We start from the raw sequence: 12,984 nt of genomic DNA, 5'->3' as shown, positions 1-12,984 counted from the left end.
CGGTCACGAGGGCTGGGCTGCCGCTCGTTACGGGCTGTCACGGGCCTGCCCGTCCGGTTCTACTGGTCCGCCCTGAGGCGTCCGTTCTTCCGGAAGCTCGCCGGTGATGGCCGGGTCGATGCTTGTGCGCCCAGTCTAGCCCCGGGCGGAAATCGTTGTCGAAAGGTGTGCGCGAGGAGAAGCAAGGGCCGGGGGGCTGCGGAACGGGCGTTGTGCCGCGCGGGCGGTCTTGGCAGGGTGGGGGGCACCCGGCCGCTACAGGATGGACACCGCCGCATGTCGAGTCCCGCACTTCCCACCGCTTCCGCGCTCGATACGGGACGGCTCCTGCTCGGGGTGTTCCTGCCCACCGTCGCCAAGGGGCCGATCATCCGACGGCCCTGGGCGGTCGGGTTGGCGGCGCGCCTCGATCTCGACACGAGGGCCGTCGGGATCGTGACGACGATCCACGCGAAGTACCCCACCGGTCCGCTCCTGCTGAAGGTGCCCCTGCGGAAGCAGGCCATCGTGCTGGCGCCCGAGGACGCCAACGCCCTCCTCGCCGCGTCGCCAGAGCCCTTCTCCCCGGCGAGCAGCGAGAAGAAAGCCGCGCTGTCCCATTTCCAGCCCCACAACGTCCTCATCTCCCGAGGGCCGGTCCGTACCGTCCGCCGTGCCCTGTAGGAACAGGTCCTGGACACTGACCACCCCGTGCACCATCTGGCGGACCGCTTCGTGCCCGTGGTCGAGGAGGAGATGCGGCAGCTGCTGGCCGAGGCTGCACGTGGGGGCTCACTGCCCTGGGACGATTTCCTCGACGCCTGGTACCGGGTGGTCCGTCGGGTGGTGTTCGGCGACCACGCGCGGGACGACAAGGACCTGACCGCGATGATCATCCGGTTGCGGAAGGACGGTACCTGGGCCTTCCTGAGGCCAAAGCGGCGGAAGGTGCGGACGGCGTTCCTCCGGCGGGTGGCCGACGAAGTGGCCGACGCCGAACCCGGCAGCCTCGCCGCGGTCATGGCAGCCGCCCCGAAGGGCGACGGCGCCGAGCCGGCGGAGCAGGTACCCCAGTGGCTCTTCGCCTTCGACCCGGCAGGGATGGCGGCCTTCCGGGCGCTGACCGTGTTCGCGACACATCCGGAGGCGATGGCTGCCGCCCGCCGCGAGGCGGACGCGGACACCTCCGGGCGCCGGTTCCTCCCCTACCTGCGCGCGAGCATCCTGGAGTCGCTGCGGCTCTGGCCGACGACACCGATGATCCTGCGACAGAGCACGCGGCCCGTGGAGTGGGCTGACGGGACGATGCCGGCGGACTGCGGCGTCCTGCTCTACGCGCCGTACTTCCACCGCGACGACCGCCATCTGCGGGACGCGCACGGTTTCTCGCCGGAGCGCTGGCTGACCGACGAGGACGACGGCTGGCCGCTCGTCCCCTTCAGCGACGGACCGGTGGTGTGCCCCGGCAAGCAGCTCGTGCTCCTGCTGACGAGCGCGGCGCTGGCTTTCGTCGTCGGCGATCACGACCTGCGCGTGGGGCGGGGGCAGCACCTCGATCCGTCGCATCCACTGCCCGGAACCCTGGACAACTACTCCGTGGCGCTGAGCGTGTCGCCACGCTCCTGAGGCAGGACGCCTAGAGGTCTGCGGCGATCTCCCGCAGGGCGGCCAGGTGACTCCGCCAGACCGCATGGCCCTCCTTCGTGGCCTTGAGCCACGTCCGCGGGCGCTTGCCGATGAACCCCTTGCGCACCTTCACGTAGCCCGCGGTCTCCAGCGCAGTCACCTGCTTGCTGAGCACGGAGTCGGAGACCTGGAGGTGGTCACGCAGGGTCGCGAAGTCGAACTCCTCCGTCTGCGCCAGCGCGGCCATGAGCGAGAACCGCACGGGATGACCGAGCGTTTCCGCGAGGAGATGCCGCGGATGGGCCGGCGTGTCCTGCGTGCTCATCGTCGTGCCTCGTAGAGGGCGCACCCGGCCGTCAGGAGCGTCAGTGCTGCGGCGTGGGCGGCGGCGAAGCCGAGATCGCCCACGAACACGGAGCCGGCGAGGATGATGCCCGCGACCCACAGGACGCTCCATCCTCCGATGTACAGGCCCCAGCGCGCCCCGAACCCGCGCTTGGCCGTCTGCGCGAAGACCAGAGCCATGGTGACGAAGATGGCGAGCCAGACGAGCATCGCACCCATCGGCAGGACGATCGAGGCACCGGGGATCTGTGCCGCGTAGGCCAGGGCGATGACGCCGAGCGAGGAGATGGCGCCGAGCCCGAGCAGCAGGCTGATCTGCGGCCAGCCCGCGCCGGTCCGGACGCTCCCGCCGATCTGGTCCGCCTGGGCGAGGAGCCTCCGGGCCTGGTCGGCGTCCGGTGCGGTCGGCATGTCGGTCTCGTTCATGGTGTCCCCCTGCTGAGAAGTGATGATGATCCACTCTCGCAACTAGTTTCCAGTTTGGCAAGTACTTTCGCATGGTGGAATGCTTCAGGGGCGCGGATTCACCGTCATCGGCTGGGCGACACCGCGTCACCAGGCCGGCCCGTCGGAAGCAGCACTCGCAACGCTGAAGGATCGACGCTCACCGTCATGGGCAACGGACCCACGAGTTCACCGTCGGCATAGACGTTCAGCTCCCGGTCCGCGCTGATCGAGATGACGCGGCCGCGTCGGGAGCTGACGCCGGGCCGCCCCAGGTGGCGCCCCCGGTAGGAGAGCAGGTAGACGACGACGACGTGCGCGATCGAGGACTTCCCGAGGGAAACCACATTGAGGAGTCCGTCGTCGATCTCGGCGTTCGGACAGATCCGGAGTCCCCCGCCGTACTGGCCGAGCCCGCCGACGGCGGCGAACCACCCTGTGAAGGAGCGCTCCTGGCCGTCGACGCCCACCGTCAACGTCACATCGCGCCATGCTCGGAGGGCCCTGATTCCGCCGTACAGGTAGACGAACGGTCCGAGGGGGAACCGGGCCGCGTTGCCGTACTCGTTGGCCAGTGCGTCGAAGCCCGCGTGGGCCACCCCGAGGAAGGGGCGTCCGTTGACGAGGCCCACATCGATCGACCGGACACTCAGCTCGCGTATCGCCCGCACGGCGCGCACGGGATCGAGGGGAAGTCCGAGCCTCCTGACGGTGTCGTTGCCGCGTCCACCGGCCAGCGGCAGCACCACGGCACCGGAGACCCTCGCGCCCGCCGCCACGGCTCCGAGGAAGCCGTCGCCGCCGAGGGCGGCCACGATCGTTCCCTCCGCAGCACGTCGGGCGCACTGCGTGGCCTCGGCGAGACTTCCGGTCATCACGACGACCGGCGAGAAGCCCTGCTGCCGCAGGGCGTCCGCGACCGATGGTCCGAGGCGCCCGGCACGCCCGCGGCCGGCGGTGGGATTCACGAGGAGGAGCACCGCCGGTGATCCCGGTCGTCGGGTATCAGGCGCCGGGCCGGGACGGCCCGGACCGAGCATCGCGCGGACCCGCCGGAGCAGATCGGTCAGGGACGGCACCGGCAGGTCAGCTCGACCGCAGCACCTTGTGGTTCGCCGCCTGCGCCAGCGGCCGGAGGACGAGCTGATCGATGTTCACGTGGTGCGGGGTATTCAGGGTGAAGGCGACGGCTGCGGCGACGTCGTCGGCCGTCAGCGGGTTCGCCACGCCCGCGTAGACCTTGTCGGCAGCGCCCTGGTCGCCGCCGAGGCGGTTCAGAGAGAACTCCTCGGTGTGCACCATGCCGGGCGACACCTCGATGACGCGGATATTGTTCTCTGCCTCTTCGAGGCGGAGCGCTCGTGCCATGGACTGCTGTGCCGCCTTGACCCCGCAGTAGCCGGCGCCGCCCTCGTAGGCGGCGATCGCGGCGGTGGACGTGAGGAACAGGACACTTCCCTGGCCGCCGTCACGCAGCGCCGGGAGCAGTGCCCGCGTCATGCGCAGGGAGCCGAGCACGTTGACGTCGTACATCCGCTGCCAGTCCGCCGTGGTGGTGTCCAGAACGCGGTCCGCACCGAACGCGCCGCCTGCGTTGTTGATCAGGGCATGGACCGGTCCCGCAGCCGTCACCTCCGCGGCGAACGCCTCGACGGACACCTGATCGGCGACGTCGAGGGCGAGCGGGACGGCTCCCGTCTCGTCCGCGAGCGCCTGAAGACGGTCGATGCGGCGGGCCGCGGCGACGACATCCCACCCGTCACGGCGGAGCGCACGGACCGTGGCGGCACCGATACCGGAACTGGCTCCGGTGACGACGGCGCGCAGTGCGGACGGGGCGGGATCGGCGGGAGCGCCGAGCTGCGGGGAAGAGGTCTCAGTCATGGGCCCACTGTAATCATCCCGTCCCGGCTCCGCCGCCGGATGTGGAGGGTCGCCCACCGCACCGGGACTCCGCCGGTGCTAGTACTGCCGGAGTCGTTCGATGAACTCGTCGGCGCGCTCGAGCGTCAGGGCGAGCTTCTCGCGCCTCTCCTCGGCGGAGGATCGGAAGACGTCCAGGGCCACGTGCAGCCGTGTCCGCTCATCGGGGTCCTCCTCCACGTCCAGGGCGTCGGTGACCGCGAGCAGTTCCTGCATCTCGTCGAGGGTGAACCCGAGTGGCTTCATGCGCCGGATCAGCACCAGCCGGCTCGCGTCGGTCTCCGTGTAGACGCGGAAGCCACCCTCGGTGCGGCCGGTGGCCGGCAGGATGCCGACATCGTCGTAGTGCCTGATCGTGCGCAGCGAAAGGCCGGTCCGCTCGGCCAGCTCACCGATGTGCATCGTCCTCCCTGCGGGAGAACCGTGTGCGTCCTTCGTTCCGGGCACGGTCACCACCCTTTCACGAAGACTCTACCCTTACGTTAGGGTTGAGTACGTCACCCCTGTACAGCGCGGTACAGATTCCCCCGCCCGTCGCCCCCGTACGCCATGAAACCGCGACACCGCATCAGACCGCGACGGCCACCGGCACTCCAAGGAACCCCTGCCATGCACGCAGCTGCACACACCGCGCCGCCCGGGCTCACGCCCGCCGAACGGCAATCCGTCGTCCGCACCCTGAAGACTCCCCGCCTCCTGAAGACCGAGGTCCTCGCGGGTCTCGTCGTCGCCCTCGCACTGATCCCGGAAGCCATCGCGTTCTCGATCATCGCGGGCGTGGACCCGCGCCTCGGACTGTTCGCCTCCTTCACCATGGCGGTGTCGATCGCCTTCCTCGGTGGCCGCCCGGCCATGATCTCGGCCGCGACCGGCGCCGTCGCCCTCGTCATCGCCCCCCTGGTGGCCAGCCACGGCGTGGACTACTTCATCGCGGCCGTCATCCTCGGCGGCGCCTTCCAGGTCCTCCTCGGTCTCGCCGGTGTCGCGAAGCTCATGCGCTTCATCCCCCGCTCGGTCATGGTCGGGTTCGTGAACGCCCTGGCCATCCTGATCTTCATGTCCCAGGTGCCCGAACTCCTCGGTGTCCCCTTCCTCGTCTACCCCATGGTCGCGGTCGGCCTGCTGATCGTCTTCGGTCTCCCCCGACTGACCTCCGTCGTCCCGGCGCCGCTCGTGGCGATCGTCGTCCTGACCGTCTTCGCGGTCCTCGCCGATGCCCTGGTCCCCACGGTCGGGGACAAGGGCGAACTTCCCGAGAGCCTTCCGTCCCTGTTCTTCCCGAACGTCCCGCTGAACCTCGAGACGCTGCAGATCATCGCCCCGTTCGCCCTCGCGCTGGCAGCCGTCGGACTCCTCGAATCCCTGATGACGGCGAAACTCGTCGACGACATCACCGACACCCGGTCGAACAAGACCCGCGAATCCTGGGGGCAGGGCGCGGCGAACATCATCACCGGGTTCTTCGGCGGCATGGGCGGCTGCGCGATGATAGGCCAGACCATGATCAACGTGAAGGCCTCCGGCGCCCGGACCCGCATCTCCACCTTCCTCGCCGGCACCTTCCTGCTGATCCTCGTCGTCGCGCTCGGCGACATCGTCGCCCTCATCCCCATGGCGGCCCTCGTCGCGGTGATGATCTTCGTCTCCATCGCCACCTTCGACTGGCACAGCATCCGGCCGACCACCCTCAAGCGCATGCCCAAGAGCGAGACCACCGTCATGCTCGCCACCGTCATCGTCACCGTGTGGACGCACAACCTCGCCATCGGCGTCGGCGTCGGCGTCCTCGTCGCGATGGTGGCGTTCGCCCGGAGGGTCGCCCACTTCGTCACCGTCGAGCGCACCGAAGACACCGGGAACGGGCAGCGCCACGCCACCTACACCGTGAACGGCGAACTGTTCTTCGCATCCTCCAACGACCTCTACACCCAGTTCGAATACGCCACCGACCCGCACCGGGTCACCATCGACCTGCACGGCTCCCACCTCTGGGACGCCTCCACCATCGGCGCCCTCGACGCCATCCAGGAGAAGTACCGCAGCCACGGCACCGAGGTGAAGATCGTCGGACTCAACGACGCCTCCGCCATGATGCGCGAACGCCTCGGCGGGAAGCTCGGCGCCGGACACTGATCAACCCGGCACGTGACCCGCGACGGGTAGGGAACAATGGAGGGATGGCCGATACCACCCAGGGCACAGACACGCCCTCTCCCCAGCCCGTTTCCGTTCCCGACAAGCCCGCGCTGGAGGGCCTCGAGGAGAGGCTGTCCCGCCAGTGGCGCGAGGACGGCACCTACACCTTCGACCGCGACACGACCCGCGAGAGTGTCTACTCGATCGACACCCCTCCGCCCACCGCCTCGGGTTCGCTCCATGTGGGCCACATGTTCTCCTACACGCAGACCGACGTCATGGCGCGGTTCAAGCGGATGAACGGCGCCAACGTGTTCTACCCGATGGGCTGGGACGACAACGGGCTGCCGACGGAACGCCGCGTGCAGAACTACTACGGTGTACGGTGCGACCCGTCGGTGGCCTACGACGCCGGCTACCGCCCACCCGCGGAGCCCGCGAAGAACCAGCGCGACTTCGACGCGGTCTCCCGCCGCACCTTCATCGAGCTGTGCGAGGAACTGGCCGTCGAGGACGAGAAGGTCTTCGAGAACCTCTTCAGCACGCTCGGGCTCTCGGTCGACTGGGACCTCACCTACCGGACCATCGACGACACCTCGCGGTCCGTGTCCCAGCGGGCCTTCCTCGACAACCTCGCAGCCGGCGACGCCTACCTCGCAGAAGCACCGACGCTCTGGGACGTGACCTTCCGGACCGCCGTCGCGCAGGCCGAACTCGAGGACCGCGAGCAGCCCGGCGCCTACCACCGCATCGCGTTCCACGCGCCCGACGGCAGGCAGGTGCACATCGAGACCACGCGTCCCGAGCTCCTGCCGGCCTGTGTGGCCCTGGTGGCGCATCCCGACGACGAGCGCTACAAGCCCCTCTTCGGCACCACGGTGACCTCTCCCCTGTTCGACGTCGAGGTGGAGATCAAGGCGCACCCGCTCGCGAAGCCGGACAAGGGCAGCGGTATCGCCATGATCTGTACGTTCGGCGACCTCACCGATGTCACCTGGTGGCGCGAGCTGCAGCTCCCCACGCGCGCCGTCGTCGGCCGTGATGGCCGCATCCGGACCGAGACGCCGGAGTGGATCGCCACCGGGCGTGCGCGCGAGAACTACGCGCAGGTGGCCGGCAAGACCATCTTCAGCGCGAAGGAAGCCGTGGTCGGCATGCTCCGCGAGAGCGGGGACCTCGACGGCGAACCCACGAAGATCACCCACCCCGTGAACTTCTACGAGAAGGGCGACAAGCCGCTCGAGGTCGTCACGAGCCGCCAGTGGTACATCCGCAACGGCGGCCGCGACGCCGGCAAGCGCGAGGCGCTCATCCAGCGCGGGCGGGAGATCGAATTCCATCCCTCGTTCATGCGCTCGCGCTACGAGAACTGGATCGAGGGTCTGAACGGCGACTGGCTCGTCTCCCGCCAGCGGTTTTTCGGCGTGCCCGTACCCGTCTGGTACCGCCTCGATGCCGACGGTGAACCCGAGTACGACGCCCCGATCGTGCCGGCCATGAACATGCTGCCCGTGGACCCGGCGGCCGAGCCCGCGCCCGGCTTCGACGAGTCGGCGCGGAACCAGCCGAACGGCTTCACCGGTGACCTCGACGTGCTCGACACCTGGGCCACCTCGTCGCTCACGCCGCAGATCGTCGGCGGGTGGGCGCGCGACGAGGACCTGTTCGCCAAGGTCTTCCCGTTCGACCTCCGCCCGCAGGGACACGACATCATCCGTACCTGGCTGTTCTCGACCGCCGTCCGTGCGGACGCCCTCCAGGACTCGGTGCCCTGGAAGCACGCCGCGCTCTCCGGCTGGATCCTCGACCCGGACCGCAAGAAGATGTCCAAGTCCAAGGGCAACGTGGTGGTACCGACCGACGTCCTCGAGCAGTTCGGGGCGGACGCCGTCCGTTACTGGGCTGCGTCAGCGAAGCTCGGTGCCGACACCGCGTACGAGGTCAACCAGATGAAGATCGGCCGCCGGCTGGCGATCAAACTCCTCAACGCCTCGAAGTTCGTGCTGAACCTCGGCGTCACGGAGGCCTCGATCGGCGCTGGGTCCCTGGACCGCGTGTCCACCGCGCTCGACCAGTCGCTGCTGGCGCAGCTGCGGACGGTCACGGAGCAGGCCACCGCCGCCTTCGGGAAGTACGACTACGCCCGCGCGCTGCAGCTCACGGAGTCGTTCTTCTGGACGTTCACCGACGACTACGTCGAACTGGTCAAGGATCGCGCCTACGGCGACGCGGACGACGCCGGGACACAGTCCGTGCAGACCACCCTCGCGACGACCCTGGACGCTCTCCTCCGGCTCTTCGCGCCGTTCCTGCCCTTCGCGACGGAGGAGGTCTGGAGCTGGTGGCGCAAGGGTTCGGTGCACCGCGCGGCCTGGCCGTCCGCGGACGCCCTCGACGGTCTCCCGGCGTCGGCCGACCCTGCCGTCCTGACCTCCGTGGCCCTGGCCCTCGGAGGTATCCGGAAGGCGAAGTCCGAGGCGAAGGTGAAGCAGCGGAGCGAGGTGGAGACCGCGGTGGTCACGGCCTCCGCCGCCCAGGTGGAGCAGGTCCGCGCAGGGCTGGCCGACCTGCTGGCCGCCGGCAACGCGAAGGACCTCCGGCTCACCGACGGCGAGGGGGCACTGACCGTGTCCGACGTCGAGCTGGTGCCGCAGCCGGCCGAATAGGCGCCCCGAAACGGGAGAAGAGACCCGCTGTCGAGCGGGTCTCTTCTCCCGGGCGGGACGGATCAGTCGAACGAGGGGCTGGACGTGCGTGAGCGCTTGAGCTCGTAGAACTCCGGGAACTCGGCCATCAGCAGCGCGCCGTCGAAGATCCGGCCGGCGGCCTCGCCCCGGGGGATCTTCGTCAGGACGGGCCCGAAGAAGGCGGTCCCGTTGAAGGCGACCACCGGCGTGCCCACCTCGTCGCCCACGCGGTCGATGCCGTCCTGGTGCGAGGCGCGCAGCTGGGTGTCGTACTCGTCCGTGTGGGCGTACGCCGCGAGCTCCGCGGGCAGACCGACCTCGTCCAGCGATTCCCGGATCACGACGTCGAAGTCCTTGAGCTGCCCGATGTGGATGCGCGTGCCCATGGCGTCGTACAGCCTCTTGATGTACTCGTCGCCGTGGAGTTCCCGCGCCGCGATGATGACGCGCACCGGCCCCCACGCCTTCTGCATCATGGCCTGGTACTCCTCGGGGAGGTCACGACCCTCGTTGAGCACGGACAGGCTCATCACGTGCCAGTCGACCGTGATGTTCCGGACCTGCTCCACCTCTCCGATCCACCGGGAGGTGATCCACGCGAACGGGCACAGGGGGTCGAACCAGAAATCGGCCTTCTCTACGGTTGCTGACTCGCTCATGCGGTTCTCCTTCGGTCGGGATCAAGGCCGTTGCCTTTTCTCGTGCAACCCGCCTTCCCCACTCCATATTCCGCGCGGATTGGTGCACCGCCGCCGAAGGCGGTTCAATGAAGGGACACGACCAGTCGACGGTGCCTGGCGCTCTCCCTGCGTCGCCATCCGGCTGGATGACTCCGCGCCGGTGCGTCCGGCGCAGAAGAGGATACGGCTGTGCAGCACGACGGGACCGACAATCACGACACCTGGCTCGAACGCGAGGCGCTGGCAGAGGCGATGATCCCGCTGATCGGGCAGCTCTACCGCAGGAACAACGTGGTGACGAGCATCCACGGGCGCAGCCTCATCAACAAGTCGACCATGAACATCCTCAAGGCCCACCGGTTCGCCCGTCGGATCACCACCGAGGAACTCCGGCTCGAGGACACCGCTCCCCTGCTCCGACTGCTCGCGGACCTGGACCTCGGCGCCGCCGCGATCGACCTGGGCCGGCTGAGGCTCGCCTACGACCGGTCCGCCGCAGGCGGTGACAGCCGATCGCTGGAGCAGTTCGTCCGTACCGAGCTCGCGGACATCGTCGGACAGGGCGGCCGCGACCAGCGCACCAGCACCGACGTCGTGCTCTACGGCTTCGGCCGCATCGGCCGCCTCGTGGCGCGCCTGCTCATCGAGAAGGCCGGCGGCGGCCACGGATTGCGGCTGCGCGCCGTCGTCGTGCGCCGCGGATCCGACAACGACCTCGCCAAGCGGGCGAGCCTCCTGCGCCGCGATTCGGTGCACGGCTCCTTCGAGGGCACGATCCAGGTGGACGAGACCGCGAACACCATCACGGCCAACGGCATCAGGATCCAGGTCATCTACTCCGACGATCCCGCCTCGATCGACTACACCGCGTACGGGATCTCCGACGCCCTCGTGGTCGACAACACCGGCCGGTGGCGCGACGCCGACGGCCTCTCCCAGCACCTGCGCAGTACCGGGGTCGCGAAGGTCCTCCTGACCGCGCCCGGCAAGGGGGACCTCAAGAACATCGTGCACGGCATCAACCACGCAGCGATCGGCAAGGAGGACCGCATCATCACCGCGGCCTCCTGCACCACCAACGCCATCACCCCGGTGCTGAAGGCCATCAACGACCGCTTCGGGGTAGTCCACGGACACGTCGAGACCGTCCACTCCTTCACCAACGACCAGAACCTCATCGACAATTTCCACCGCGGTGACCGCCGCGGGCGCTCGGCCGCGCTGAACATGGTGCTGACCGAGACCGGTGCGGCGACGGCTGTGGCGAAGGCCCTGCCGGAACTGGCCGGGAAGCTCACCGGCAGCTCCATCCGCGTACCCACTCCCGACGTGTCCATCGCCATCCTCAACCTGACACTGGAGCGAGCGACCACCAAGGAGGAGGCGAACACCTATCTGCGCGAGATGTCCCTGCACTCGGACATGCGCAAGCAGGTCGACTACATCGACAGTCCGGAGGTTGTGTCCACCGACTTCGTCGGCTCGCGGCGGGCGGGCATCGTCGACGGTCTCGCCACGATCGCCAACGGCACCTACCTGGTCCTCTACGTCTGGTACGACAACGAGTTCGGCTACAGCTGCCAGGTGGTCAGGGTCATGGAGGAGATGGCAGGGGTCCACCCGCCGTCCTACCCCGCGGCAGACGTGGTGCCGGGTGCGGACACGGGCGACGACGCTCCCGAGTTCCCTGGTACGGCTGCGGTGACCGCCGACGCCTGAGTGCCGCGCGGAGCGAACGCACGAAGGGCCCGACCATCAGGTCGGGCCCTTCGTTGCGCGAGGAGGAATCAGGCGGACTTGTTCCGCCGCTTGGCCACGACCTCGTGGGAGATGAGTGTCGGCTCGGCGCGCTTGGCGACGACGTCGTCCGTGATCACGACGGTCGCGATGTCCTCGCGGCTCGGGAGGTCGAACATCACGGGCAGGAGGACCTCCTCCATGATGGCGCGCAGACCGCGCGCACCGGTCCCGCGATCGAGCGCCAGATCGGCGATGGCCTCGAGCGCCTTGGGCTCGAACGCCAGTTCGACGCCGTCGAGCAGGAACATCTTCTGGTACTGCTTCATGAGCGCGTTCTTCGGCTCGGTGAGGATCTGCATGAGCGCCGGCCGGTCGAGATGGGTCACCGTGGTGATGACCGGCAGGCGACCGATGAACTCGGGGATCAGCCCGAACTTCAGCAGGTCCTCCGGCATCACGTCCCCGTAGCTGGCCTCCTCGTTCTTGAGGGAGCTCAGCGGAGCACCGAAGCCGATGCCCTTCCGCCCGGCACGCGATCCGATGATCTCCTCCAGTCCGGCGAAGGCGCCGGCGACGATGAACAGGACGTTCGTCGTGTCGATCTGGATGAACTCCTGGTGCGGGTGCTTCCGGCCACCCTGCGGGGGCACCGACGCCACCGTCCCCTCGAGGATTTTGAGGAGAGCCTGCTGCACGCCCTCACCGGAGACGTCCCGGGTGATCGAGGGGTTCTCGCTCTTCCGAGAGATCTTGTCGATCTCGTCGATGTAGATGATGCCCTGCTCGGCCTTCTTGACGTCGTAGTCGGCAGCCTGAATGAGCTTGAGGAGGATGTTCTCGACGTCCTCACCCACGTAGCCCGCCTCCGTCAGCGCCGTCGCGTCGGCGACCGCGAACGGGACGTTGAGGCGGCGGGCGAGGGTCTGGGCGAGATAGGTCTTGCCGCAGCCCGTGGGGCCGATCAGGAGAATGTTGGACTTCGCGATCTCGACGTCCTCGGCCTCGGCCGCATCGGCGAGGGTGCCGGCCGCACGCGGGCCGCTGCCCGACTGGATGCGCTTGTAGTGGTTGTACACGGCGACGGCGAGGGAGCGCTTCGCGGGCTCCTGCCCGACGACGTACTCCTGCAGGAAGTCGAAGATCTCCCGCGGCTTGGGGAGCTCGAAGGTCCCGAGGTCGGCCACCTCGGAGAGCTCCTCCTCGATGATCTCGTTGCAGAGGTCGATGCACTCGTCGCAGATGTACACGCCGGGGCCGGCGATGAGCTTGCGTACCTGCTTCTGGCTCTTCCCGCAGAAGGAGCACTTGAGCAGATCGGTGCTCTCACCAATGCGAGCCATGGTTCAATCCCCTTAGGTATTACGCGATTGCTACCACCACTCTAGGCCACATGCCTGTGGTAGCCGGTATCAAAAAGCCCGTGG

The 12,984-nt window shown here is 68.6% G+C and carries 12 protein-coding genes; 5 read left to right on the top strand and 7 right to left on the bottom strand.

Features of this window, described 5'->3' with window-relative positions; all coding sequences use genetic code 11:
• Positions 1 to 276: 276 nt before the first annotated feature.
• Both ACTIMO_RS10235 and ACTIMO_RS10230 read left to right on the top strand, forming a co-directional pair.
• Positions 277 to 663, top strand: coding sequence for a hypothetical protein (locus ACTIMO_RS10235; RefSeq protein WP_200914826.1), 387 nt, complete (start codon positions 277 to 279; stop codon positions 661 to 663).
• A gap of 27 nt (positions 664 to 690) precedes the next feature.
• Positions 691 to 1,605 (top strand): cytochrome P450, encoded by a 915-nt coding sequence (locus ACTIMO_RS10230; RefSeq protein WP_200914827.1) that lies wholly within the window; start codon positions 691 to 693, stop codon positions 1,603 to 1,605.
• 10 nt (positions 1,606 to 1,615) lie between these two features.
• On the opposite strand, the gene ACTIMO_RS10225 is transcribed toward ACTIMO_RS10230, so the two are convergent.
• The 5 genes from ACTIMO_RS10225 to ACTIMO_RS10205 form a co-directional block, all read right to left on the bottom strand.
• Entirely contained in the window at positions 1,616 to 1,930 is a 315-nt protein-coding gene (locus tag ACTIMO_RS10225) for a winged helix-turn-helix domain-containing protein (RefSeq protein WP_055771490.1), read from the bottom strand.
• The gene (locus ACTIMO_RS10220; RefSeq protein WP_055771493.1) at positions 1,927 to 2,376 is read right to left on the bottom strand and encodes a hypothetical protein; all 450 of its coding nucleotides are present in this window, start codon (positions 2,374 to 2,376) and stop codon (positions 1,927 to 1,929) included. Before ACTIMO_RS10220 ends, ACTIMO_RS10225 begins: the two co-directional genes overlap by 4 nt.
• A gap of 104 nt (positions 2,377 to 2,480) precedes the next feature.
• Positions 2,481 to 3,374 carry a diacylglycerol/lipid kinase family protein gene (locus ACTIMO_RS10215; protein ID WP_055771496.1) on the bottom strand — a complete coding sequence of 298 codons (894 nt, stop codon included), beginning with the start codon at positions 3,372 to 3,374 and terminating at the stop codon, positions 2,481 to 2,483.
• Between the two features lie 106 nt (positions 3,375 to 3,480).
• Positions 3,481 to 4,278 carry an SDR family oxidoreductase gene (locus ACTIMO_RS10210; RefSeq protein ID WP_082471524.1) on the bottom strand — a complete coding sequence of 266 codons (798 nt, stop codon included), beginning with the start codon at positions 4,276 to 4,278 and terminating at the stop codon, positions 3,481 to 3,483.
• 78 nt (positions 4,279 to 4,356) lie between these two features.
• On the bottom strand, positions 4,357 to 4,719 hold the full coding sequence (locus tag ACTIMO_RS10205; RefSeq protein ID WP_055771499.1) for a MerR family transcriptional regulator: 363 nt from the start codon (positions 4,717 to 4,719) through the stop codon (positions 4,357 to 4,359).
• A gap of 207 nt (positions 4,720 to 4,926) precedes the next feature.
• Here ACTIMO_RS10205 and ACTIMO_RS10200 point away from each other — a divergent pair, with 207 nt between their 5' ends.
• Together ACTIMO_RS10200 and valS are read left to right on the top strand one after the other, a co-directional pair.
• Positions 4,927 to 6,450, top strand: a complete 1,524-nt coding sequence (locus tag ACTIMO_RS10200; RefSeq protein WP_055771502.1) for a SulP family inorganic anion transporter — start codon at positions 4,927 to 4,929, stop codon at positions 6,448 to 6,450.
• A gap of 44 nt (positions 6,451 to 6,494) precedes the next feature.
• A complete protein-coding gene (valS, locus tag ACTIMO_RS10195; RefSeq protein ID WP_448182337.1) occupies positions 6,495 to 9,119 on the top strand; it encodes a valine--tRNA ligase in 2,625 nt (874 codons plus the stop codon).
• A gap of 62 nt (positions 9,120 to 9,181) precedes the next feature.
• Here valS and ACTIMO_RS10190 read toward each other — a convergent pair whose 3' ends face one another.
• Positions 9,182 to 9,799: a mycothiol-dependent nitroreductase Rv2466c family protein gene (locus ACTIMO_RS10190; protein WP_422389884.1), complete on the bottom strand. Its 618-nt coding sequence runs from the start codon at positions 9,797 to 9,799 to the stop codon at positions 9,182 to 9,184.
• Between the two features lie 210 nt (positions 9,800 to 10,009).
• Here ACTIMO_RS10190 and ACTIMO_RS10185 point away from each other — a divergent pair, with 210 nt between their 5' ends.
• Positions 10,010 to 11,539, top strand: a complete 1,530-nt coding sequence (locus ACTIMO_RS10185; RefSeq protein ID WP_448182336.1) for a glyceraldehyde-3-phosphate dehydrogenase — start codon at positions 10,010 to 10,012, stop codon at positions 11,537 to 11,539.
• A gap of 68 nt (positions 11,540 to 11,607) precedes the next feature.
• Here ACTIMO_RS10185 and clpX read toward each other — a convergent pair whose 3' ends face one another.
• Positions 11,608 to 12,900, bottom strand: a complete 1,293-nt coding sequence (clpX, locus tag ACTIMO_RS10180) for an ATP-dependent Clp protease ATP-binding subunit ClpX (RefSeq protein ID WP_055771521.1) — start codon at positions 12,898 to 12,900, stop codon at positions 11,608 to 11,610.
• Between the last annotated feature and the right edge of the window lie 84 nt (positions 12,901 to 12,984).

It is taken from the genome of Arthrobacter sp. CP30, assembly GCF_053470025.1.
This window is presented reverse-complemented; position numbering and strand designations above follow the sequence as displayed.

Excerpts from the sequence above, each read along its gene's own strand:
- ACTIMO_RS10235 (WP_200914826.1), top strand. The coding sequence starts at position 277 with ATGTCGAGTCCCGCACTTCCCACCGCTTCCGCGCTCGATACGGGACGG.
- ACTIMO_RS10225 (WP_055771490.1), bottom strand. The coding sequence starts at position 1,930 with ATGAGCACGCAGGACACGCCGGCCCATCCGCGGCATCTCCTCGCGGAA.
- ACTIMO_RS10220 (WP_055771493.1), bottom strand. The coding sequence starts at position 2,376 with ATGAACGAGACCGACATGCCGACCGCACCGGACGCCGACCAGGCCCGG.
- ACTIMO_RS10210 (WP_082471524.1), bottom strand. The coding sequence starts at position 4,278 with ATGACTGAGACCTCTTCCCCGCAGCTCGGCGCTCCCGCCGATCCCGCC.
- ACTIMO_RS10205 (WP_055771499.1), bottom strand. The coding sequence starts at position 4,719 with ATGCACATCGGTGAGCTGGCCGAGCGGACCGGCCTTTCGCTGCGCACG.
- ACTIMO_RS10200 (WP_055771502.1), top strand. The coding sequence starts at position 4,927 with ATGCACGCAGCTGCACACACCGCGCCGCCCGGGCTCACGCCCGCCGAA.
- valS (WP_448182337.1), top strand. The coding sequence starts at position 6,495 with ATGGCCGATACCACCCAGGGCACAGACACGCCCTCTCCCCAGCCCGTT.
- ACTIMO_RS10190 (WP_422389884.1), bottom strand. The coding sequence starts at position 9,799 with ATGAGCGAGTCAGCAACCGTAGAGAAGGCCGATTTCTGGTTCGACCCC.
- clpX (WP_055771521.1), bottom strand. The coding sequence starts at position 12,900 with ATGGCTCGCATTGGTGAGAGCACCGATCTGCTCAAGTGCTCCTTCTGC.